Annotated in this window: 14 protein-coding genes and 1 pseudogene; 8 read left to right on the forward strand and 7 right to left on the reverse strand. The window is 45.7% G+C overall.

The window, feature by feature from the left end:
- The first annotated feature begins 23 nt into the window (after nt 1-23).
- From ELR70_RS08855 to ELR70_RS08870, 4 genes and pseudogenes are all read left to right on the forward strand, one after another.
- Nucleotides 24-1,448: a hypothetical protein gene (locus ELR70_RS08855; protein ID WP_128064545.1), complete on the forward strand. Its 1,425-nt coding sequence runs from the start codon at nt 24-26 to the stop codon at nt 1,446-1,448.
- Nucleotide 1,449: 1 nt separating this feature from the next.
- Nucleotides 1,450-2,454, forward strand: a complete 1,005-nt coding sequence (locus ELR70_RS08860) for a hypothetical protein (RefSeq protein ID WP_128064546.1) — start codon at nt 1,450-1,452, stop codon at nt 2,452-2,454.
- 38 nt (nt 2,455-2,492) lie between these two features.
- Nucleotides 2,493-12,539 carry a SpvB/TcaC N-terminal domain-containing protein gene (locus ELR70_RS08865; protein ID WP_128064547.1) on the forward strand — a complete coding sequence of 3,349 codons (10,047 nt, stop codon included), beginning with the start codon at nt 2,493-2,495 and terminating at the stop codon, nt 12,537-12,539.
- Nucleotides 12,540-13,048: 509 nt separating this feature from the next.
- Nucleotides 13,049-13,257, forward strand: a pseudogene (locus ELR70_RS08870) (transposase); the annotation flags it as partial.
- A gap of 686 nt (nt 13,258-13,943) precedes the next feature.
- On the opposite strand, the gene ELR70_RS08875 reads toward ELR70_RS08870, so the two are convergent.
- Entirely contained in the window at nt 13,944-14,987 is a 1,044-nt protein-coding gene (locus ELR70_RS08875; RefSeq protein WP_054014629.1) for an IS110 family transposase, read from the reverse strand.
- Between the two features lie 211 nt (nt 14,988-15,198).
- Here ELR70_RS08875 and ELR70_RS08880 point away from each other — a divergent pair, with 211 nt between their 5' ends.
- The 4 genes from ELR70_RS08880 to ELR70_RS08895 all read left to right on the forward strand — a co-directional run bounded on the left by ELR70_RS08880 (nt 15,199) and on the right by ELR70_RS08895 (nt 19,164).
- Entirely contained in the window at nt 15,199-16,170 is a 972-nt protein-coding gene (locus ELR70_RS08880) for a transposase (RefSeq protein WP_128064548.1), read from the forward strand.
- 374 nt (nt 16,171-16,544) lie between these two features.
- Nucleotides 16,545-16,973, forward strand: a complete 429-nt coding sequence (locus ELR70_RS08885) for a hypothetical protein (RefSeq protein WP_054017289.1) — start codon at nt 16,545-16,547, stop codon at nt 16,971-16,973.
- Nucleotides 16,974-17,107: 134 nt separating this feature from the next.
- Nucleotides 17,108-18,091, forward strand: coding sequence for an IS30 family transposase (locus ELR70_RS08890; protein WP_128064549.1), 984 nt, complete (start codon nt 17,108-17,110; stop codon nt 18,089-18,091).
- A 566-nt stretch (nt 18,092-18,657) separates the two neighbouring features.
- The gene (locus tag ELR70_RS08895) at nt 18,658-19,164 is read left to right on the forward strand and encodes a hypothetical protein (protein ID WP_128064550.1); all 507 of its coding nucleotides are present in this window, start codon (nt 18,658-18,660) and stop codon (nt 19,162-19,164) included.
- Nucleotides 19,165-19,267: 103 nt separating this feature from the next.
- Here the strand turns inward: ELR70_RS08895 and ELR70_RS08900 are convergent, their stop codons facing one another.
- From ELR70_RS08900 to deoD, 6 genes are all read right to left on the reverse strand, one after another.
- Nucleotides 19,268-21,883: a fibrinogen-like YCDxxxxGGGW domain-containing protein gene (locus ELR70_RS08900; RefSeq protein WP_054017287.1), complete on the reverse strand. Its 2,616-nt coding sequence runs from the start codon at nt 21,881-21,883 to the stop codon at nt 19,268-19,270.
- Between the two features lie 252 nt (nt 21,884-22,135).
- Complete coding sequence (locus tag ELR70_RS08905; protein WP_054017286.1) at nt 22,136-22,720, reverse strand: tail fiber protein; 585 nt, start codon at nt 22,718-22,720, stop codon at nt 22,136-22,138.
- A 239-nt stretch (nt 22,721-22,959) separates the two neighbouring features.
- Complete coding sequence (locus ELR70_RS08910; RefSeq protein WP_054017285.1) at nt 22,960-23,577, reverse strand: tail fiber protein; 618 nt, start codon at nt 23,575-23,577, stop codon at nt 22,960-22,962.
- Nucleotides 23,578-23,740: 163 nt separating this feature from the next.
- Complete coding sequence (locus ELR70_RS08915) at nt 23,741-24,361, reverse strand: tail fiber protein (protein ID WP_054017284.1); 621 nt, start codon at nt 24,359-24,361, stop codon at nt 23,741-23,743.
- Nucleotides 24,362-24,481: 120 nt separating this feature from the next.
- Nucleotides 24,482-24,982, reverse strand: coding sequence for a hypothetical protein (locus tag ELR70_RS08920; protein ID WP_128064551.1), 501 nt, complete (start codon nt 24,980-24,982; stop codon nt 24,482-24,484).
- A gap of 85 nt (nt 24,983-25,067) precedes the next feature.
- Complete coding sequence (gene deoD / locus ELR70_RS08925) at nt 25,068-25,793, reverse strand: purine-nucleoside phosphorylase (RefSeq protein ID WP_054017282.1); 726 nt, start codon at nt 25,791-25,793, stop codon at nt 25,068-25,070.
- Nucleotides 25,794-25,795 lie beyond the last annotated feature (2 nt).

The following is a 25,795-nucleotide window of genomic DNA, read 5'->3' on the forward strand; positions in this document are numbered from 1 at the left end:
TTTACTGTCACGGGATATCTATCATGCAAGGTTTCACTCAGGGAGGGAGGAAACTCTCTCTTTTGTATGCACTTTTCAGTATGTGTTTGCTTTACCCACTTTACTCAAGCGCCACTGAAGGGTTTGAGCAAGCGTATGTACCTATTCAGGTTGGAAAAATAACGACATTTATTCCGATAGAATTGCGCCCAGACGCGATAGTTAAACTCTCAAGCCAGGAACTTGATGGATATACAAGTCTTGCCTGGACACCGTCACCACAGGCCGAGTACTACCAGATACTCAAGTTTGATGGCCAAACCTGGCAGTTAGTGGCATCTCGTGTAACTACCAGCTTTTATCGATACAACGGTAGCGGCAGCTTCAAAGTTGTAGCCTGTCATCGTTTTGGTTGCTCATCAAACAGCCAAGAGAACATGAATGTGAATGAAGCCCTGGCGGTCAAAGCTTTTTATACCCAGGGCGATAACGCATTGACAGCCGGTAGCTTTGCCAGGATTGGCTGGCAGCTTTCTGGTGCGACAAGTGCAGTGATTACGCATACTCAAAATGGTGGCAGTCAAACTACCTCTATCTCATCCACAAGCATGGGCACACAGTCTTTCGCTGTATATGGCGATTCGAAATTTACTCTAACGGCTTATGGATTCAATGGACAAAGCACCTCAACGTCTATTCAGGTGCCGGTAATTGAGGAAAATCCGTTCTTAGCTCAAGGCGCTCAAAGTGACTACAAACAACCTTTATTTGGTTTAAATTTGGACATTATTGAGCGTACGGTCTTTCAAAACGAACATCACCTGATTTTCTCGACGCATGATGGCAAATTATATTTTTTTAGAGCACATAAAGAGCAGGAACAACCCGTTTCCTGGCAGCAGGAGTGGTCTATCGAGTTAGAAGGCGTGGTGAACAGCGTCCCACGCTTAACAGAAAACCACCTCTATTATAATGAAACGAACTCGGATAATCAGGGGCGAACCTGTAAAGTTCGCTTAGCAGATACTGACTCTCTGATATGCACAACTTATGAAGACGATGCCTTACTTACCAGCCCGGTCATAATTAATAACGATGGAGATTATTCTGCGAAATTTATGGACTCACTGGCGGGTGTAAATCAAAAAGCCACGGGTGTCTATGCGTTTTATCAAAGTGGTAAAGTGAAGATTTTTGATCAGCAAGATTTAACCCCGGAGCCACAGAGTTTTACACTGACAGAGCATATTGAACAGCCTGTTATTAATACCCCAACTTTATTTCTGAATAAAAAGAACATTCAAGGTTTAACCGAGTTAATACTCGTCAAAGACCAGGATCAGGTACTAGGCGTAGCTGTTCCGACTGCGAGTTCTGTGCAACAACAGTCACGTAGTTTTGGCGTGCTGTCGGTAAACGCACTAAGTGAGCCTAAGCCGATGACCTTACTATGGAAGGGAGCGCTTTAACATGAAAAAAACAATAATAACCAAAGCGGCTACCCTATTGGCGTTTGCTTTAATGAGTGGCATGTCTGCGTCCGCTTTGGCGAAGGCATGTACTAATAAGACCAATTTACGGTTTCAGTCAGATAGTGCGCCGTACAGAATAGATCTTACTAATATGGAAGATTATGAGGTGCATTCGACTCATCACGAGCGAGAGTTCGGCGGTATAGCATCAGTCGAGGTTGGTACAACGACTTATACCAGTGATAGAGGTAACAACTGGTCGGGCGATGCTAGTTTTATATCTGACGAAGTGTATATTCCTTTCATTGTGCTAAAGAAGCTACCTGAATTTGGTACGCACACACTCACCATTGCAGTCCAAACAAACAGCGAAACTTGTAGTCAGGTGGCCTGTAACCAATCAACTAGTCAGAGTACATGCTCCATGGTCGTTACTTATACGGAGAAGACGACCCCATACTTTTTAAATATAGATAACCTGAGAATTCAACAGAACCAGCCAGTTACTTTGAATTACACAGCCAAAGATGATGGCAGAGATTTAAAGAAGGTTGTTATTACAAAAGACAGCAACGAGCTTAAAACTTGTAATAGTAATGGGACATCTAGTCTCAGCTGCAGTGTAGGTTTTGCTGCTAATTCATTGCCTGTTGGTAACAATTACGTGCAGGCCACCGCGACAGACAGTTTCGGTAACAGCACAAGAAAAGCCGTGCACCTTTTCGTTAATGAGCCCAATTTAGCCCCGGCTATTTCCAATATCACCATAAAAAACAATAATGTGCTGATGCCAGGTGACGATGCATTGGTGTCGTTTACCATTACAGATCAAAACCGCCACTCATACAACCAACTGGACTTGGACACCTTTAAAATCAACGCAGTTCAATATAAAGGGAGTAGCCACTGTACCTCTTCAACGAGCAATATTACCTGTACCGACGTACCAATCGCTGCTACACCTGGGCAGGGAGCGATGAGTTTCCTATTACCGTCAGTGTGAGCGATAAACAGGGAGTTTCGGTATCTAAGCAAGCCGCTGTGAGCTTTAATTATGCACCCGAGGTCAGTTTGAATGCTTTGCCAGATTCAGTGACTAAAGATGAAACCATTGAGGTTACGGCAACCGCAAGGGATGTCAGCGGTGTGAAGCAGGTGAAAATCTGCTTAAATTCAAAAGGCCAGAGTGAGCCATCGGTCACGAGCTGTGCAAAACTGTTAAAGCAATGCGATTTTTCAAATAAACCGGGTAGTGCTGAGTGTAAAACGAACTTCTCTTATTATAATGCCGGCGGGCATGTTCTGACCAACTCAACTGAATGGTATGTGTCTGTCCATGCTAAAGACGCCCACGACGTAGGGCTAAGCACGCCTACCAATCATTTACTTGTATTTAAAGACCGTTTTTCTTTTGCGGTAGCTAAGGCGCCCAGTGCCAGTTCAAATCCGGTCCGCGTTGGTGAAACCGTTACGGCTAAAGTGAAGGTAGCCGCTTTTTCACCTGACTCAAATAAATTAACCGGCCTTAGCCTGACCAGTAATAACGTAACTCAATCTGTTACGGTGAGTCCTGCATTGCAAATTACACTGCCGCAGGCAACTATTGCTAGCGAGGCACAGGAAGTCACGCTTTCCTGGCAAGCAAATACAGTTGGTGAACAAGAAATTCAGCTGACTCTGACAGATAACACCGGTGAGTCAGTTACCAAAAAGCTGGGCAATATTGCTGTTGAGCATGAGATACCTACAAAGCCCACAGGGCTGACACTCAGCTCAGAGAGAGTTGAAGGGGGCGAACAGCTCATTATGAAGGGCTTTGAGGCAACTAAACAGCTGATTGTTAAAGTGTACCTTGATAATAAGGAAGCCCCTGAGGACGAGGAAACCCTGAATGTCAGTGGTAACATTGATTTAAGCTATACCTTTTTAACAACCCCTGCATTACATGGCAAACAACTGACATTTACCGTAACACCGGTCAACTTTTATCCCAACAACCCAAATAGGGTGTACGGTGATGAGGTGACTGAGGTACGTACAATTGTTCACCGAATTCCAGATCCGGTACCACCGCGATTTAATGATCACAAGCGGCAAGTTGATGGCCGCTACACACTAAGCTGGCTTGATAATGCGGATGGTGTCACCGACTACTACCTGCTGAATAGCTGGCGCGGGTTACCGAGCGACAAACACAGTGTGCCGAATCAGCTATCTGCTAAGATAACGTCAAAACAGTATACGGTGGTACACTTAAATCAAGGTCAGTTTACCCACGAACTGATCGCGTGCAACAACATGGATGGCTGTACAGCGGGTCAACAGATCACCATTGCTCATATGCCACCGATACTGCAATCTGCAACCGTATCTGCGTGCTCCGAAACGCAATGTGATTTCACTGTAACAGGGTTGTTTTTAGGGGGGGACGAGAGTCGAATAAAGGCTCGTAACCGTGCAACGGGTGAAGTCTTTTCAGCCTATAGTTATCGTGTTATTGATGACAACACCATCACAGTCAAGATCGATAAAAAAGTCGAGGAAGCGTTCTTAAAGGGTGGCTTGCACGTCACTGCGACCAATGGGATATGGAACGACGGCAAGTTGATGCAAAGCTCGCTGATGGTGGATTCCACAGGTAGCAGTGGCCAGCCTGATCTGCTTGATGGTCAGATGGCTATGAGTGATAACGGATACCTCTATGTTGGTGTGGACACCGGTCTGGCGGGCTACAGTGCTTTTAACAAGGAGTTTATAAAGTTATGGGTATTTGCACCAGAAACAAATAACAGTGGGCGTGATGATATTCCTGCCAAGGTGATCGCACGGCCCTTAGTTGAAAGTGTGGCAGATGATGATCACATTTATTTTGGTTCAGAAAATCATCAGTTCTACAAATTGCGTCACAGGCCAAAGCAAAGTAGTGAATCCTTGAGAACAGTTCAGGATTGGCTGTTTACCTCCAAAGGGCCAATTATTGCCCCTGCGCAGCTAGACCAGGATGGCAATCTTTATGTTGGTTCCATGGACAGCAACCTGTACTCACTGGATAAGCAAACAGGTCAGGTACAGTGGCAGTACCAATTTCCAGCCGGCATTAATCATCAGGTAGATGTTGCTGCATCAGGACAGATCTATGTTAAAACGGCAGACGGTGAACTGCATGTAATCGACAGAACCATGATTTCTGCCAATGCGATTAAATGGCGAGATTTAGGTGTTTTACATGACGCCTTCAAAGAGCAGATTGCACAATGGGAAAGTAGCCGCTGGCAGCCCAATCAGGAACATACCCAGCTAGTCGCACTGACCAAAGCCATGCTGGTGCTGCTGCAGCGCGCACCGAGCAAAGATCAATTAAGCCTGCTGGCATATCTGTATGACAACGGATATTCGTTTAATGAAATTATCAGTGCTTTAATAAACGCCAATCCTGACTTGGCGAATGCCGATGATGTCGTGTTTATCAACACTCTGTTCCAGTATTTCCTGGGAACACTGACTGGCGACGAAATTTTGGGAGGAGGCGATCAGGCATACTGGGTTGCCCAGCTCAGATCAGGTGTTACCCGTGCTGAAGTGTTTATTGCATTGCTGGAAGCAGGCGCCGCCAGGAGCCAGTATGACAATGCCACATTCAATTTACTCGACTACTTCTATGACTATTGTCGGGTGGTGAATGACTGCCACTATGACTATGACTCAGACAAAGATGGGTTAAGCGATCAGGTTGAAATCGAGCTAGGGACTAACCCGGTTGATGCGGCTGATGGGATTAGTGCACCGTCGCTTACCCTGAACAACAACGGAGGTGGTACGGTTGAACTGACCATGTCCTCGGATTCGCTTGTTGAGGAATATGAGCTCTATGTGTCACAGCACAATCAGGATTACTACCGGGCCGAGGTTATTCCAGCACAAAGTGCGACAGAAGGGCCAGTAACAGGTGATAGTACCTCTTGGGTAAATGCCTATGACAATGGCGAATATCGCTTTAAGGTTAAAGCCTGTGTCCGTGTTGCCCTGGAAGGAAATCCAAGAGTATTGCACTGTAGTAATAACTTCTCCAATGAGGAGCGAGTGTTGATCAATGACAGCACTCAGACTGCACCAACCAGTATTTCATTGCCATTTGTACAGGCGCAGAATAATGCGCCGTCAATGGATGTGCTGTCAACGCACGCCCGCTTCACCCCAACTATGGGTAGCTTCCGTGTAACTGAGTCAGGGTCGGCGGCCTACAATGTACCGATAGAGTTACCAGCCGGTATTACGGGCGTTAAACCGTCAGTCAGTCTTGATTACAACTCTCAAACGCCCCGTACAAGCATAGCACTGGGCTGGAGTTTAAATGCCTCATCCAGTGTCGCACGCTGTCGCCAAACTTTGGCTCAGGATGGTCAGTTCAAAGGGTTAACCCTGAGTGATGACGATCGCTTTTGTTTAGACGGTCAGCGCCTGATCAAGCTGGATGTGGATGAATCTATTGACGGCCTTTCGACGATCGCTACCTATGAAACTGAGATTGAGAGTCACCAGACGATTATTTTGACCAACAACCCAGAGACCGGGTTAGATATGTTTGTCGTCATGGGCAAAGACGGTTCTTACAAGTACTACGGAGGTACTGAAAACAGTGAAGTACGTATTGTTGATAGCGAAGAACAAGAGCATGTACTGACCTGGATGATCCAAAAGGTAACAGATAACCTGCAAAACGATGAAACTTCCATCAATTACACCTATGCAAAGGAAGCGTCAGATGGACAGAAGCTTGGTAGCAACGAGAAAGTACTGAGTACGATTGAGTATAGCGGCAATACTGTGCAGTTTACTTACTCTGCAACAGATAGTTACCGCACAAGCTACATTGACGGTGCCAAGCTGACCCAGGCCGCACATCTGGAGGGGATCAGAGTAACTAATCACAACGGCTTTGAGTTAAGTGACTATTCACTTGCATTTAATACTGAGAATAATGGCCTGCGTACACTGAGGAGTATCAAGCAGTGTCGTAACCAGATATGTAAACTCCCGGTAGAATTTGACTACAAACCGTTTGCCAGTGACATAAAGTACAAGTCGTACACCGAGGTCTTCGCGCCATCTGGGGATAACAAACTAGCAGCCATGACGCTGATCGACTCTCAGGGCGATGGTACTGCAGAAGTAGCTACTCTGGAAAAAATCGGAGATAAGCGTTACGAGCTATGTCTCTGGGAAGGCAACACCTTTGAACCTGCAAGTCAAGTTGCTTGTAGTGAGCTATCCCGTTACGACAATTCAGACACGGTGGATATGCAGGCGGTTGATGCCAACGGTGATGGCAAGCAGTCGTTGTGGATCAGCCTGCAAGATAAGCACAATGGTGACCATAAAATTAATCGTTACTACTGGAAGCGTGCATATTTAGATATGGGGTCGATTGCCTGGTCGCCTTTACCTCTGTCTGACAGCTATGGGCCATTTATCAAAAGCAGCAGGTTTGCTGATTTTAATGGCGATGGTTATGCTGACCTGGTATTCCAGCAAAAAGAAGCGCGTTTGCCTGGTGATAGTAAGTGGCATGCTAAGTTCAATGATAAAAATGAAATTTTTGTCGCGTTTTACGACCCTGTGACAAACGAATTCTTAGAGCCTCGCGTTGCCAATTCAAATAGACCGGGTGACTACTCGCAGATGACCCAGAAGAATACGCCTTGGTATGCAATGGACGTAAACTTCGATGGATTGGCGGATATTGTGTCGCTTAGGTGCCCCGACAATAATTGTGGTGATGACAAAGCGAGCTATGTTTATGTCAATATTAACCAGGGCCTGACCAGTAGCGGGTATCTGAAGTACTTTGATTCGAACTCGATTACCAAGTATCCGGCAAAAAATATTGAACTCCTCACGCCTGCTGATGTGAATGGGGACGGCCTGATTGATTTTATCTATCTTAAAACAGCGAATTACAATGATGCTGTAAAGGATTGGCGTATTGTGCTGAATCAGTCAAGTGAGCGCATTTTATTCGAAGATATGCACCTTGACTGGTCTAAAATGGTTCCACATCGTGAGGGTCTAATAAGCGATAAAATTGCGCCAATGGTGATGGATGTCAATAAAGACGGTCAAACGGAGCTGTACTTTCCGGTTGAACATGGCCAGTCAAGTTCCCTTAGTTGGGTGCAATTTGTGTGGCAAGTTGCACAAGAACAGTTCGTTAAAACACCAAGTTACACGCCATTTTTGACGCCTTATATGCAATTGGACAAAGGGGATACCGCGTTTTTCAGCGACTACAATCGCGATGGTGTACCTGATCTGATGTTTAGAACCGGTGACAAAGTGTTGGTGAAATTCAACCTGGATCAATCACCTTATGAAGGGTATTTGTCAGGTATCACTCAAGGTTACCGTAATAAGACTCAAATAGATTATGCACTAATGTCTGATGAGACTGTCTATAAACCTTCCTCATCAGCACATGGAGTACCTCGTTTTGCAGAGGATAAGAAAGATAACAGCACATTTAAAGCCCAGGGCTTGAAAGTAACGCCTATCAACGGTGGGCCTATGGTGCTGGTATCGCGGGTTGAGACAGATAGCCCAAGTTATACTGATGATACTTTGATAAGCGCTGTTGAATACAGTTATGAAGGAGCACAAGTACAGTTTGGTGGCCGAGGCATGCTTGGCTTTAAAGCCCTGACCACTATCAATGTCAAAGACGGTCAGCAGTTTAGTACAACTACACGTTATCATCAGGCATTTCCGCTAACAGGTATGCCAGCCAGAACCATTAAAGCGTTCAATGGCACGGTGATCAGTAGTGCGGTGAACGACTATTACCTAAAGCCCAACCAGCATAATTCAGGGCGAACGTATCAGGTTTATAATCAGCTGTCGAAAGAGTGTACCAGCCGGATCAATATGAATGCTGGCTCGACAATTGGTTCAAGTCAGTGTTCAAGCACCGAAACCGAGCAGGACGAGTTTGGTAATGTCACCAAAACCGTTTCTCAACAGCTAGCGGATAATCGCGTCACGCCGATTGTTGATTATTACAATGATTCAGCCTGGGACAAGATTGACAGCTTAAGCGTGACCAGCCCGTTATCAAGTGTGACGACCAGCAACAATTATGGTGCAACTGATAACTATAAGAAGCGTGGTCGTCTGGTTTCATCAACGGTTACGCATTCAGCCATTGATAAGGCGGATCATACGCTGACGTCAGACTTTACTTATTATGGTGCCAGCCACGCTAATGCGTATATGCTTGAAAGCGAGACGATTGCAAAAGGCAAAGGGTGTGAGTATGAACTGACAACCAGCTATCAATATGATGCCTTGGGTAATCTGTTGCAAAAGAGCACCTCAAACAGTGGGTGTGTCGACGAAGAAAAACAAACCCGGGTCACTGAAACCATTTATGATTCAGAGGGCAGATACGCACGGTACTCAAGACAAAAAGCCAGTAAAGAGGAACTGTCAGAGGCCGATACGGAAGCTGATGAAGATGATATAGTTTGGGCAAAGGGCACTGAAGTTAAGGCGCGCAATGTCTTCGGACAGGCAACTGAAGTGTTGTCTGTTAACGGCACAAAGATCACCACTCTATACGATGTATTTGGTTCAAAAATTGGTACGTATAGTGCGTCAGGTGCGCAAAGCTATCAGTATCTGACTGCCTGTCAGGACAGTGACAAGTGTGTTGCTCAGGTCAATAAAGTTGTCAATGGTGAATTGGTTGAGAAACAATTCATGGACAGAGTGGGGAGGGTTTATAAAACCAGCTCTATCACTGTTCTGGGGACCTGGCTTAATGCGAAAGTAGAGCATGATCAGTACGGCCGTGCTCTGATGCAACAGGCGCCGGGGAGTTCTGAAGTGACGTACAACTATGATGTCTTTGACCGTGTAACGTCTACTACAGATAACAATAGTAAGGTGACAACAACCTACATTCAGAATGATCTGGTTAGCACGGTTGAGCTGACTGGTGCCGGTGTCTCTACTGGTAAGCAAACAACCTCGACCACCAAGAATGCACTGGGGCAGATTGAATCAGTCACTGATGCCAAAGGCAATGTTCTGCAATACACCTACGACAGTCGCGGTAACCAACTGACGGTCGATTCGTCCGCAGACAATATGATTCTGATAGACAACAGCTACGACTTGCTGGGCCGTAAGGAAACCACAAAAGATGTCGACCGTGGCGATTGGAGCTATGAGTACAATGCGTTTGGAGAGCTAATCAAGCAAACCGATGCGCGTGGCGTTGCAACGCATATTGAGTATGATCTGTTAGGACGCAAAGTTCGTCAGTGGCATACGCAGCCGGGCAGCACGAGTGCTAACTCAACCCACATTGAACAGACCGACATTGTGTATGAAGGCGAGAGTCAATGGCACTTTGGTACCCTGGCTGAGAATGTGCACCAGTTACAGTCTGCAACTCAGGGTGATAACTGGGCACAATACTACTACTACGATACCTTTGGGCGTGCAGCCGCAACATTGACGGCGCTGGAAACACAGCAATGTACTGAAGGGGTTGTATTCAACACGCGCCTGAATGATTTGCGGATTAAGCAAGGCTACAATGATCCGGACACGCCGAGTCCGGACCTTTCTAATCCGCTTTCTTCCAAATGTGTGATCCAACAAATAGCCTATGATGAATTTGGCAGGGTCAGCTATCAGTTTGATGATTATCGCAGGATGGAAAACGGCGAATATATCGATGCCCGAGGGGTGAAAAATACTTACCAGCACGGTCTGATTGCACAGAAACATGAAGCGCGAGAAGGGCAGTACGCTCAGCAATACTATGAGGTGCAGTCACTCAATGCTCGTGGGCAAGTTACCCAGTATAAGAAAGGTAACGCAATCATGGCGGTGTCGTATGACGATGCGGGCATGGTGAAGACCATTGCAAGTACAAACTATAGCCATATTCAGGCTGATTCTTACAGCTTTGATGGTCTGGGTAATTTACTGAGTCGTGCTCAGATTGCGTTACCTGAGCAAAATTATAAATATGATTTGCTGAACAGAGTGACACATGTCGAGAATAAGGAGTTATTCAGATACGATGCCAGTGGCAACTTAAGGTATAAAGCGAACTTGACTACCAGTTCACTTCCTACCGGTAAGTGCACCCAAATAGATAAACAATGGACACAGGATTATGGCCAGGGTGAAGCGCCCAGACACGCCATAACTAGTCGCTCTTACAATACCGGAGATATTGACAACAGCTGTAGCTCTGCACCGGTTATTTTGCCGCCTCCTATTGATCCCATCCTTCCTCCGGGAGATCAACTGTTTAGCGCGGATATTGGCGTACAATCCGCATCGGCTGACACAGACCGAACGGTGACAGAACGGTTTGCCTATGACAAAAATGGTAATCAAACCAAGCTGTATATAGACGGTACGGATTATCGTAGCATTGAGTACACAGCGCGAAATAAAGCGGCTAACATCACCGTAGATGGTAAAGTTGTACGCTTTAATTACGATGCGAATAATCGCCGTTATAAGCGCGTAGATGAAAATCAGACCGTCTATTACGTTGGTGCGCTGGAGCTGACCGTAAGCTCCAAGGAAAGTGGCGACAATACGCCATTTATTAAGCGCTATATCGGCAACGATGCGCAACAAAAGTACTTTATGAATGGCAATGGCGCCATACAGTGGATGTTTACCGACCATCAGGGCTCGGTTATTGCAATCGCAAATCGTAACTACGAGTTACTGGCCCGTTATTCCTATGATGTATTTGGTGCCCAAAAGTATGAGGGACCTCAAAACCAGGTTGATGCGCAGAACTTTTCAACGGCGCAGCGTATCTTCGATATGGTATCTGATAACTTCCGCGGTTATACCGGTCATGAACCCGTTAAGATAGGCAATGATAACCGCATCATTCATATGAATGGTCGGATCTATGATTCAAGCACAGGCCGGTTTATGCAAGCGGATCCGTTTGTTCAGGCGCCGAATAATTTGCAGAACTACAATGCTTATTCTTATGTGCTGAATAATCCTTTGTCATATACGGATCCTAGTGGGTATTTGATCGCATTCACGAAGCCATTTAAAAAGGTGTTACGAAATGTAATCAGAGCTTCTACAAAGATTTTTGGAGCTACTCTGACCAACATTGTAGGTAATATTGTTTTCTACAAGTTTGCAGGCCCTGCTGGCTCTGCCTACTGGAGTTATAACTTTACTCGCGCGATGGGCGGCTCTTCATCACAGGCATTCAAAGCAGGGGCAATTGCAGCTGTTTCCGCAGAAGCATTCAACCAGATAGGAGACGCATTTGATGGCACAGGTGGCGCTTTCTGGAAAACTGGTGGTGTGGGCCATGTTGCTACGCATGCAGTCACCGGCGGGATAATATCCGTATTACGAGGCGGCAAATTTGGTCATGGTTTTTGGAGTGCGGGGTTAACTAAAGGATTAAATATAAATGGCTTAATATCGACTCCTGGGACAGAGTATGACATTGCTAGGATTGCGATTGCGGCAATAGTTGGCGGGACTGTTTCAAAAGTCACGGGTGGCAAGTTCTCAAATGGTGCTACGACTGCTGCATTTGCTCAGGCGTTTAATGCTAATAGCCACATTAAAGGCGGAAGAAACAATCCAATGGGTTTTAAAACTGAGGGGGCAATACCTAAACGAATGCCGGATGGGAATTACTACTGGGTAGATAAGGAGACATATTTTAAAAACTTTGGAAGTGATTACTTAGCTAATCAAACTGGCGAGGATAATATGTCCGATTATAATGAAACTACAAATAGAGAGGCGAAGATATTTCTCGGTACTGCATCTGTAATAACATCGCCTATTCCTCCGCTGTCCATTGCTTTCGGTACTGCTTCAGCGTATTTTGGTTATCGAGAATCAGATAACTTAGAAGAGTTCTCAGGTCCCTATACAGATGCTGTGATCTATGGTGTTGGGTCTGCGATTCCCGCTTTGAATGTACCAATGACTGTACTTGGCTATACAAGTACACTTATTCAAGCGACAGATTTAGCTAAATATAGCACTTGTTCAATACCATATGAATGTTAGGTAATTTATGCACTTATACTCAGTTTGGCTCATATACATGGTTTTATCTAGTTTCTCGTTCTTTCTTTTCATGATCGGAGAAATGATAGGCGTAGTTTTTTACTTTGGTTTTCTATTAGGCTGCTATTTTTTGCCGTTGTTTAAGGAGTGGAGGCACAGCGTTGAGGGTTTCAAGAGAGTTGAAATCGTCAATGTAGTTATTTGCCTATCACCACTGTTAATGATAGTTGATAAATCATTTGAAATGCCGGTTTTATGGGGGTGGGTACTTATATTCAGCATTAATAACTTCGGAGTGGATAGAAGAATTAGAGCCTTATATGAAAAATAGAAATATAGTTTCAAAGTTTCAAAGACACCCACCCTAAACTGGCGCACAGGATGTGCGCTGTCTAGTTACATGAACCGTCTAGTTACATGTAGTTACATGGGCACCAACCCGAAATTGGCGTACGGAATGTACGCCGTCTACCTTTAGGTAATACCCAATGGATTGAGGATGATAGATTATGCCAATGGCAAGGAAGAGACAGGTCAGCTTATCGGATACCAATTATTATCACTGTATTTCCCGGTGTGTTCGTCGGGCATTTTTATGCGGCGAAGATCGCTTCACAGGCCGCTCATATGACGGCGAGACTGGGTCGAGGAAAAACTGCTGGCTTTGGTTAAAGTATTTTGTATTGAGGTGTGTGGTTATGTGGTGATGAGCAATCACAGGAGTTACATGGACACCCACCCCAAGCTGGCGTACAGGCTGTACGCCGTCTACCTTTAGGTATTACTCATGGATTGAGGATGCTAGATTATGCCAATGGCAAGGAAGAGACAGGTCAGCTTATCGGATACCAAATATTATCACTGGAAAATATAAAAGACACCCAATCTAAAGCCCCTGCACCCGCTGGGGCTTTTCTGTTTTTGGTCGTATGTCACCGATTTTTTGGTCACATTAGTTTTGAAAAAGTTTCAAAGATGTGTGACTAGTTACATAGTCGATTCTGAATAACCCACTTTTTTAAGAGGAGTTTCAAAGACATATATGGACGCTCCAGCGATGTCAAGCCGAGTAGGCCTGCGGGGTAGCGAGTTTTCGTTATCCCGTTCGTTATGTTACCCGTGTTGCCACGCCTGATGTTTGGTCCAGTCCGCTATAAATGTGTTGCTCTGACATATATCCGGGCTTGACTGGTTATCCAACGCCCCTAATGAGTTCCGAGCCTGCACACCCTAAAATTAATACACCCACTCGGCCTGTAACGACCGTGCCTTTGTCGGGTTTTGCGCAGGCAGGGTTGGACCTTTTTTTCATCGTACTTTGGCAAACAGATAAGCGGTTGTCAGTGGCTCACAACACCCACACGGGTTCAATGACCCTTGTCTTTTCCGAACTCTCCTGACAACCTAATCCTTGATGCATTGTGTCGCCCCCGATTGTGTATATTGCGGCTGATATGGTTCATTTTTCTGTAGTAATATCCACATCAACCTGGCCAGCCGGTGGGCAGTGGCCACAATGGTTTTATTGACTCCAACACGCTCTCGCAAAGCGCTGACCCAGCGATTTAAATCATCGTCTTTTTTATGTGCGTGTGTGACCACAGTACGAGCACCGTGGATTAATTGCTTGCGCAGGTACCTGTCCCCTCGCTTGGTGATATGGCTCAGAACGCTTTTATCGGCGGAAGCATATTGTCTGGGTGTGAGTCCTAGCCAGACACCGAACTCTTTGGCACTATTAAATGCTTGGCCTTTATCTATGCTGGCACTAAAAGCAGACGCGATGATAGGGCCAACACCTGGCAGGGATTGCATGATTTCAGCAGCCGGACTGCGTTGGTTTGCATCTCGAAACAGAGAATCGAGTTGTCTTAACTGGCGTTCAAAGGCTCTCAGTTCGGCGCAAGTTTCGTGTATAAGCAACAAAATGACCGGTTGCAGTTGTTGGTCGAGTAAGGTCTGAATGTGATTGTAAAAAGCGCGATAACTTTTAGGTGTTTCAATGCCAAATTCAAGCAAAAAACTCCGGGTCTGGTTCAGACATGCGGTACGCGCCTTAACCAACCTTTCCCGCATCCGGTGCAGTAATAATACGGCTTGCTGCGATTGTGATTTCACAGGCACAAAGCGAATGTAAGGTCGCTGACTGGCTTCATAAATGGCCAGGCAATCATTTTTATCGTTTTTATTTCCTCTTACAAAAGGGGTGACATGCTGCGCAGGTACCAAATGTGTTTTATGACCTGCTTTGATACACATTCTTCCCCAGTAGTGGGCACAGCCACAGGCCTCCATAACGACTTCACAAGGCGGCATATTCTGAATGGTTTCTTTCAGTTTCTGACGGTTAACCCTGCGTGAGAAACAGGGCTTGCCGTGCTTATCCACAGCAAGTAACTGAAAAACGTTTTTAGCCAGGTCTATGGATAATGTGCTAACTTGATTCATGATGGATGCTCCTGTTAACTGTGTAATCACTATCAGTTTGGCGCATTGACGCCGATTTAGGAGCGTCCATCTCAATCACCCACCCTAAACTGGCGCACAGGATGTGCGCCGTCTAGTTACATGTAGTTACATGGGCACCCACCCGAAACTGGCGTACGGAATGTGCGCCGTCTACCTTTAGGTATTACTCATGGATTGAGGATGCTAGATTATGCCAATGGCAAGGAAGAGACAGGTCAGTTTATCGGATACCAAATATTATCACTGTATTTCCCGGTGTGTGCGGCGCGCATTTTTGTGTGGTGAAGACCGATTAACGGGTAAGTCATATGAACATCGACGAGACTGGGTAGAGGAAAAACTACTGATGCTGGCAAAAGTGTTTTGTATTGAGGTGTGTGGCTATGCGGTGATGAGCAATCACACACATCTTGTGTTGTATGTGGATGATAAGAAAGCACAAAGGTTATCAGATAAAGCGATAGTGATTCGCTGGCATAAGTTGTTTAAAGGTAACTGGCTGACGCAAAAATTCGTTAATGATGATGAGCTGAGCGAGTCAGAGCGCAGTATGCTGGATGCGGATATTAGTGAATTCAGAATACGCCTTGCGAGTATCAGTTGGTTTATGCGGGTATTGAATGAAGACATAGCCCGCAGAGCCAATAAAGAAGATGGTTGTACAGGTCGGTTCTGGGAAGGGCGATTTAAGTCACAAGCCTTGCTGGATGAAGCGGCACTGGCAGCATGTATGGCCTATGTTGACCTGAATCCAGTCAGGGCCCAAATGGCAGAGACTCCGGAAACTTCGGATTATACCAGTATCAAAAAACGCATTGAGTGCGCTCGGCAGGGCAAACAACCTAAAAGCTTGCGACGCTTTGCAGGCAACCCCAGAGCCAACATGCCAGGTGGCCTCCCGTTTGAACTGACCTACTATATTCAGCTGGTTGAATTAACAGGTCGGTGTATGCGGGCAAACAAACGAGGATATATCAGTGATAGCCAGCCGCTGCTGACCAGGTTGCAAATAGAGCCTGACAACTGGCTTAAACTTACCACCCGATTTACCAAAGTGTTCCATGGTGCAGTAGGGCGAAAACAAGCAATGACGGATTACTGTGAGCATTTGGAGAAAAAGCGACGTGCCAATCTGATGCAATGCGAGCGCCTACTGGGCTAACACCTATCCTTTTTCAGTATCATTACGATTTATCTAAATGCAGGTTTAGGTGTGATTTCGTATTGCCTGAGGCCGATTATTTTTCGAAATTTGAGTTTAAACTTACGAACTTCACAGCTCAGAGTTTATAAAAATCGCGATGTTCAATAGTCTTGTATTTCCAAGTTGAACCTGCCTTTGAAAGCTGTTGAATGAAAAATTGGATGTCTTTGAAAACTCCATTCAAATGTTGTTGCTCAAAATGGCTTGTATGATGTTGTAAATTTAGGCTTTTTTGGGTACATATTTACTCCGAATGCTCATTGGGTTGACAGGAATACTGCTGATCACTCAGAGTACAATTATCCTTGGCTTGATGAGTTGTGGTGATAGGAATGAAAAAAGCTGTGCTGTTTATAGCTATGTTCATAGTAAGTTGCGCTAGAGCTCCCAGTGTTTCTAATGTTGTATGGCCTATTTCACCAGAAAAAGAGGTTGTACTACTTATCATCGCATCTGAGCGAGCCTATGTTGCTCCTTCCGAGCATTATCAAATATGGATCAGGCACGGTGAGCCGAAGAGTTTGTTTTTTGGTAGATGCATATATTTTTATATTAATGATACAAATACCGAGATGTATCTCAAATTTAGAGGTATGAGTGATGACTTCCCAACGACTTCTCTTACTTTGAGTCATCTTAAACCAGGTAGAACGTATTTCTATGAAAGAGATTTGATTGCTTCTCGTGATGCCAGTAAGGAAATTTTTATTGAGTCTACAAAAGAAGCTGTCACTGAGGCTTGTAATCGATTGGGGTTTTAAGAGTTCAAGTTAAATTAAAGAGATAAGTAAAAAGTTAAATGGACACCCACCCAAAATCTTAGACATTCAGTCTGGCTATGTTCTAAATTGAAGTGCACCACTATAGTTCAAGTTAGCTATTTTGGAGGTGCAAAATGGGTCAAAAATACTGTCATTTGAGTCATCAAGAGCGGAAGCTTATTTTTAATTGGTCTCACTATCAGGATAAAACGATACGTGAAATTGCACGTTTACTAAATCGCTCTCATTCCACTATTAGTAGAGAGCTCAAAAGGAATATCTATGACTATTACGTGCCAACATACTATCCAAATCCAGCTCATGATATGTACAAGGCCAGGATGAGTAAGCGTGCTCAACGTGAAAAGCTGAAGACTTCTGAGACACGGCTGTATGTGTTAGATAAGCTCAGGAAAGGCTGGTCCCCTCAGATTATATCAGGACGTCTCAAGCTTACTAATGAAGCTCCCTATGTGTGCCATGAATCAATCTATCAGTTCGTTTACAGTTCGCCTCCTGAACTCATAGCGTGCTTGGCTAGAAAACACAAAAAGCGCAGAAAAAAGTATCCATCACGTCGATATAACAAAAAATGCTCAATGAAAACAAGCATCCTGGAACGGCCCACATTTATAAATGAGCGCTCCCAATTAGGCCACTGGGAGAGCGATTCCGTAGTATCTAAGCACAAGAAATCGGCACTGAATGTCATCATAGAAAGAGCAACACGGCTAGTGCATATAACCAAGCTAAGCTCCAAGAGTGCATTAGTAACAAGCAATGCAATAATAAAACGCCTAAGTTCACACCCCGCAGGATTTGTTCAATCGATTACTTATGATAATGGGTCTGAAAATGCTCAGCACATAAAGGTAAACGGGACATTGCAGTGTGATTCTTACTTTTGCCAGCCCTACCATAGTTGGGAAAAAGGAGCTGTTGAGCAGATAAATAGCCTAATTCGAAGGTATCTGCCAAAAGGTACTGATTTCTCAACTGTAACCAACAAACAGATTCAAGAAATAGAGCATAATTTAAACTCAAGGCCCAGGAGGTGCCTTGATTACAAAACTCCATTTGAAATCTATAATGAAAAAGTTGGTGCACTTCCAAGTTGAACCTGCCCTGGGCTTTGGATGGTGGATGGACACGCCTAAATCGGCGTTAGTTGACCACTAGACAGTCGCCTTGTGAATTTACGGGTGGGTGTCTACTGAAAACTAATACAAATACCGAGATGTATCTCAAATTTAGAGGTATGAGTGATGACTTCCCAACGACTTCTCTTACTTTGAGTCATCTTAAACCAGGTAGAACGTATTTCTATGAAAGAGATTTGATTGCTTCTCGTGATGCCAGTAAGGAAATTTTTATTGAGTCTACAAAAGAAGCTGTCACTGAGGCTTGTAATCGATTGGGGTTTTAAGAGTTCAAGTTAAATTAAAGAGATAAGTAAAAAGTTAAATGGACACCCACCCAAAATCTTAGACATTCAGTCTGGGCTTTGGATGGTGGATGGACACGCCTAAATCGGCGTTAGTTGACCACTAGACAGTCGCCTTGTGAATTTACGGGTGGGTGTCTACTGAAAACTACAACGCTATACCTGTGTACGTTCAATCGAGTGAAGGAACTATCTATAGGTTTCTACATAATCAAAAAACCTTGTCTTGGGATAGTATAAGTGATGTTAATAAATAAAATATGCTTTTTTACTTTTATAGTTTTAAGCTTCAGTGTTTTAGCAGACACTGAGTATGAAGTGGAGAAAAAGAAGCTTCTAGCTAACGAAAGGGTAGAGTATTGGTCTAATAAGGTTTTAAAGGAGCATAAAGCTATCTTTAGAATGCTAAGATATCTAGAGAAAAACCCTAGTAAGCACATTACACCTCAATACTTAGAGTTAATTTTTGAAGATATGAAAAAGAATGATCCTGAGTTACTTGAGATAACTACAAGTGCAAAAAGATTGGGAATAATTAATGGCAAGACCAATAGTTATGGTACTTCTGGTTTGTTATTGATGGTTTTTGAAAGTCGAAAATACTATTTTACTTATAGTGTTACATTTGATTCGGAGGAAACGAGTACAATGCTAGCGAGAACTTGCCCAAGCTCTAAACAAGGAGGTTTGTGCAGCTATTTTAAATCAGGTGGACTTCACTTTCTCTATAGTTTTGAGGAGAAATAGTACAGCCTGCAAAAAGTAGTGCATGTACAGCCTCCCAAAATTGGATGTCTCTGGAATGAAACAAGGTGCTGCATAATATGTTTATTACACAGCACCTGTTGTGTTATTTAATGTAGTACTTCAGCGCATCCTGTTCAGGGTGAGAATACAGCGTTGAATACGGCCAGATGGTAAATTGTCGTTCCGGGTTGCCATTAAAAATCGACGCGCCTGCAATATCCCATTGATAGTATCCAGTATTATCGGCGAGCTGCGCCATGGTGAAGGTTCCGCTATTAACGTAGTTACAAGCAACCCCCGTGGGCTCAGACCTGAAAATATTCAGCCCTTCAAGATGACGGGTGTTGTCAAATGTTGCTGTCAGATCAGCAGCGGTGTCGTCCAGTAGTCCCTGACATCCTACGCCAGTTGGATTGGTGACATTATAGGCCGAGATCATCGATACTTTGCTGTGCTCATCGATAAACATCAGTCCTTCGGTCATTGCAGCGCGCAGTGCCTGCCATCTAGAGGATTCCAGCACACCATATTGGTCGACTCTGACCGGCTCACGGATCAGCTTTCTTTCAACGCCATCGGCATGGTTGGCAAACAGCGTCCAGCCACCGCCAAGGGTCTCCATATCACAATACGCCACAAACGGCGCAACGCTGCCATCCCCGTCCGGGTCTATGGTGTAATAGCCAGACTGGCTGGTCGGATTGGTTTGTTGAATGTCATGACAAGTTTTGCCCTGTGCCTGTGGACTGTTATTGGCAAACTCATCAACAAAGAAGCCGTAATATTCCATTTCATCGATTTGAGTATAGTCGCCAGAGCCATGGGTGCTCAGCACCAGCAATCGGAAGCTGCTTCCTAAAGCAGCCTTCGAGAGTTTAACGTGGCTGGCCCCTTTTTCCATGGTAATGGTTTCATGATCGGTAAAGGTCACGCCATCGTCCGACACCTGAAAAATGACTTCTTTTGGCGTCCGGGGTGAAAACTCCGCATGCTTCATCGACACCTGAGTGCTGAACCCGGTGATCACGGCTTTTCTGGCAAAGGAGACTTGCAACCACTCGTTACTGTTGGTTGGGCCAAGCCAGATCCCGTGCGTCAGCAGTTCACCTGCCTGAGGGTTAATTTTCGGATTTGGATCCGTGTAATACAGGTGGCCGTCAAATGCACCAGCCGGACTGAACTGGTTAACGGTGCCACTGGCGGTGTAATTACCCGGTGAGAGTGAATTTGTGTAGACCAGGGCAATGTTATTGTTGGCGCCAGTGGTATCACCATCGGTGACAACCGGGCGGGAGAGTGTCAAGTCTTCAAAGTGACAGAAGTACTGGATTGCAGGTGCGCCACCTGGGCCGTCCGCATCAATCAGATATAAGTTGGATGTTGCAGTTGGGTCACTGAGGGCAATGCTTTCACAGCTGATCCCATCACTGGGGTACACTTCCTGATTGAGGACATTGACCATGTCGAGTAAACGGGCGTACTTGGCTTCCAGAGACTGGCTGGCATTATCGACATACCGTTTGGTGACCAGATGGTTTGGCGCGATAGGATCGTTGGCGATGGCATTACCAATGACTTCCAGCGCTGCACTGGGTGACTGGGTGCCTACACCGACGGAAACGGCGGTTGATACGGTTGTCGCACCATCACGCCAGTGTGTGGTGCCAGGCAGACCCTGCTCCCCTTTGGGACCTTGCAGGCCTTGTTCACCTTGTGGCCCTTGTATGCCAGGTTCTCCTTGTTGTCCGCGCTCACCTTGCGGCCCTTGCAAACCTTGTTCACCTTGTGGTCCCTGAGGCCCTTGCTCCCCCTGTAACCCCTGTTCACCTTGTAATTCTTGCCAGAGTGCGCCATCACAGCTAAAAATCTGCTTATCTACACTGCTGTAGTATATCGAGCCTGTGTGCTCTGGGTTGCAAGGGACCGGTGCACTGGCATTAGGCGTTAATCTCAGGGCACCTGGTATTTCCAGGTTGGCCTGCGCCAGTGGCTCAAATAATGCCGGGTAACTGTTGGGATCAGTGGGGTCAGTATTAGCCAGAAACTCAGCTAAGTTACTGGCACTATCCTGATCTACATCTGCACTGGCATCACTTGTATCTGCCGGATTTAGCCCATAGCGAATTTCCCACTCATTGGTCATGCCATCGCCGTCATCATCCAGTGGTTTAGCCAGGCTGATAACGGAGACGGCATCTATATCAATGGTGTTGGCATCAATGCTGGTATTGTGTATTTCCAGTGCCATCGTATCAGTTAACTCAGCAAGCGCACGATGCGCCTCGGTCGGCTCAAATGTTACATCAAGCTGGACAAATGCCCCTTCGACTAACGCGAGATCAGGAGTTACATCGATAAAGTGCTCCGCAATGCGAAAGCCAACTCTAAAGTTGGCCGGGTTAACACTGGCGCGCACACCTAATTTAGCCTGGATCCGGTAGTTGCTGGTTAAACTCAATGGAACAGACAAGGCCTGACTCAGAGATGCACCCTGGCCAATGAAGGCGACGTTATTTACAGCCTGATGATCGGCATAATGAGCTGCGGAGAGGTTAATGATCCCCGCCTGACTATCGGAAAATGTCCAGACATCAGAGGTGTGGCTTAACTGTGCTTCAGCCAGTGTTTGTTGCTCGAACTGGCCATCCTGTACCAGTTCAGTTGCCGATGCGTGCCAGCATAATGTGGCGAGCATGGCAGGTAACACTCGTTTTTTCATATTTTTTCCTGTGTAAGAGTAGAGTCTGATTAATGTATGATGAATATTGTACAGGATTACGAATTAATGGCTGCTATAATTATTTTTGCCATCCTTTAGTGTGGTTTTTGTTGCGCGGTTGGAGTCATTGTCGTGTGAGCGTGAAGCAACAGAGAGGGTCTGCGAATCGATGAGTTTGTTGAAGGTGACTGGAACGGGCGAGTAAGAAGAGTGACAGGTCAATCCGGGTGCATTGCACCCGGTTAGTATTGATTAAGCGCGCCTAGGGTAGGCACCCAGAATACAGATCTGCCAGCCAATAGCTAAATAGGGGCTGAGAACACTAAATGGTTGACTTCCACCTGCATTTTTAACTTGTATCTGTGTTTCGACACTTTTACTGGCCGTCAAAAGTTCTGGACTCTCAAAATCAGAAGGAACAAAAAACTGTTCGTCACTATCGATATTTGAGGGCGCAAAATAACTTGGGTCCTCTTTAATAGGTTCAAAAGTGTTGCCATAGTTCTCTGCTAAGTGAAGCTTGCTATCTGCTTCGGCAACATGTGTGTGACTAGGCATGTTCATATAAGAGAGTTGGACTTGCTCTCTGCCTCCTCTTTGCCCCAGCTTGTATTCCAATAGCCCGGGCCCCTGTCCAAATCGTATCGGGCTTCTGCCACGCAGATCCGGAGTTGCAAATGTGCTGCGCCCATCTCCACCGTATTTGGTGCCTAATATAGTAAACAGTGCCTGATTCTGGTTGACTGACATAAGGCTACCATCGCATGGTGCGTAACCTTCTACAGTAAAGTCACCGCCATACGGCATCATATCACCCTGGTATGCTTCAACTAGCATGGTTCTACCTCACAGTTAGATGTTATTAAAATAGCGATAAAAAGTGCATCAGATGGATGCAATGAATGGCATTGCCTGAAGGCGTATGGCAAGCGTAAGTAGGCTAAATTCAGTGTGCAACCTGTTGCTGACAGGAGTTCACTACCTGCTATCTGCCAAGGCAATACGATGTCGCTTTGTAACCGTAACATTTCGCATCAGGAGAGTCGCCTCCCGATGCGCGGTGGTCTAATTAGCTATTATGCGCGGGATGGAAACAGTCCATTCAAACACACTTGCCAGTTAACCGTGGCAAACGGGCTCAGTAAGCTAACTTCCTGGCCTAAACCCGTGTTGTTTACCGTGACCGTTGCGTTGTCGACTACCGATTGCACCTGCACGTCAGGCCCCTGGATTTCGACCAGTTGCTCTGCTTCAAATGCACTGGGTACAAAGAAGCTCGAATCTTGTGGTCTGCCAAGGTAAGCAGCTGTTGTCGGTGCAGGGTTGTTGGCATTGTTGGAGGCCACAGATAGGGTAGCCGTGGCCGTACTAGATACGCCGACAGTGGCTGTTGCCGTATGAGAGTGCGCAGGGAGCTGTGCGGTTGTCAGTTGGACTGATTCGCTGCCGCCTTTGCTACCTAACGGGTAGAGGGATAAGCCCGGTGCTTGCCCTTTGCTGACGGGGCTTCTGCCACGTAAATCTGGCACCGCAAAGGTACTTCTGCCATCGCCACCATAGAATGTGCCCATGATGGCATAGGTTGCTGAGTATTGTGAGATAGAAATGAGTTGCCCACCACACTCTGCGAATTGGCGTACTGCAAAGTTACCTGTAAACGGCATCATTTCACCGATAAATGCGTCGGCAGCCATAACATGCTCTCCCTAAATCATTGTTGTTAAAATCGTTATAGTCAAAATCAAACATACCTCATCCCTTTTCAGAAGTATATTACTTTGTATTACAGCACACACCGACAACACCATAAGCAGGCAATATCGAATGCGAGCAGCGAACAAATGAGCCTGGCTCTGATCAAGGACGTGGCGGATAGATGTTGTCTGCACAAATGAGCCAGTTTACAGCCTGAACCGGATTGCGGATATCAACAGACTCGTTCTGACCTGTATCATGCAACTCAACGTTGGCCCAGGCCGAAGACTGAACGTCGACATTCATTCCTTTTATCTTAACCGGTTGGACAGCCTCAAATGCACTTGGCACAAAGAAGCTTTGATCCTGTGGTTTGCCTAGGAAAGCGCTGATATTGGGGGCTGGTGTGTTTGCGTTATTGTTCGCAACAGACATGGATGACGTCGCCCCGCTATTGAGGGTCGATACCTGAGCCGATGCGGTGTGATTGTGTGTCGGTAAGTGATATTCAGTGAGTGTTTTTTCTTCAATGCCACCGATCATACCGATTTGATAGTCATACATTAAGTCGGGTGCCTTTCCGTGGCCAACAAGGCTGCGGCCGCGCAGATCTGGCATGGCAAAGGAGACCCGGCCGTCACCACCATAAAAGGTACTCATTAATGAGTAAAGGGCCGTAAATTGCCCTATGCTGACTAGCTGGCCGTCACATGCCAGATACTCTCTTACGACAAAATTACCGACAAAGGGCATGAGCTCGCCCGTAAATGCTTCTGTTGACATAAAACAATCCCTAGCGCTTTGATATTAGATACTTACACCAATCTTTATCCTACATGCTCGAATGCCGCAAGTATATTACTTTGTATTACAAGGGGTGTATGAGGCACGCTGGGAACAGGCTTAAAGCTGATGTGCTTCTATGTCAATGGCCGCAATTCTGTAGGCTGCTTTGAGCATCACAATGAGCGCAATCACATTAAACACCAGGCTGAATATGGCTTCAAACGCCATGATATCAATATTGAAGGTGCGCAAATACCTTGTGATTTGATCAACAATCTCGATGGCTATACCTATCACAATCAACATAAAGCCATAGTATTCAGAGGTTGCATTCAGCGCACTGTGTTGCTCAAGCGTTGGATCGTTTTTACTTTCGAGCATACGTTTTGAAAAAATTTTCCGGCCATCCATGATGGCCCCAAAGCCAATTAGCAAAATGGTGATGGTCGACTCGTTGTCTATGACTTTCTGATAGCCATGCTTATCCAGGTGGCCTAGTAAGTAGCGAATGTCTTCTGCGGTAATACTGCCAACCAGCAGGCTGATCAGGATCAGTGGAAACAATAAAAATCCCCGGTTGAGTACAACCGCATAAATGATCTGTCGGGTTTTGGTCATAAGTTCTGTGTATATAGTTAAAGCAATGGTCTTAGATTTGCCTGATGAGGTTATGCGCCACGGCTGACGCATAAGCCCGTCAAAGTTACAGTGCTTTAGTCGTCATTAAGGCCAGCTGGATCATTTCTTCGAAGGAAGACTGCCTGGCGTCACTACTCAAGTGCGTGTCGAGAGTGATGTGGTCGGCAACCGTTAAAATGGTCAATGCCCTGGCACCATATTGTGCGGCAACGCCATATAAGCCGGCAGCTTCCATTTCTACACCCAGGATTCCCATGTTATCCATCAGGTCAAACATATCTGGCTGTGGAGTATAAAACAGGTCGGATGAAAATACATTGCCAACCTGCACTTTTAGCGCCATGTCCGACGCGGCGTCGACACAGGCGTTGAGCAGGCTGAAGTTGGCGATAGCCGCAAAATCATGATCTTTAAAGCGCATTCGGTTTACCTTTGAGTCGGTACAGGCACCCATGGCAATAATAATATCGCGCAGCTGCACGTGTTTAGACACCGCGCCACAGCTACCCACACGGATCAGGTTTTTCACTTTGTATTCTGTGATTAACTCTTTGACATAAATGGAGCAGCTGGGGATCCCCATACCAGTGCCCATTACAGAAAGTCTGTGACCCTGAAAAAAGCCGGTATAACCTAGCATATTGCGCACCGTATTGACGATTTTTACATCATCCAGAAAGTGCTCCGCAATGAACTTTGCGCGTAGCGGATCGCCCGGTAGCAATACTGTATCGGCGAATGCATCATCAGGCGCATTAATATGTACTGTACCTTGAGAGTTAGTGTCCATCC

It is taken from the genome of Pseudoalteromonas sp. R3, from assembly GCF_004014715.1.
In the GTDB taxonomy this organism is placed as follows: domain Bacteria; phylum Pseudomonadota; class Gammaproteobacteria; order Enterobacterales; family Alteromonadaceae; genus Pseudoalteromonas.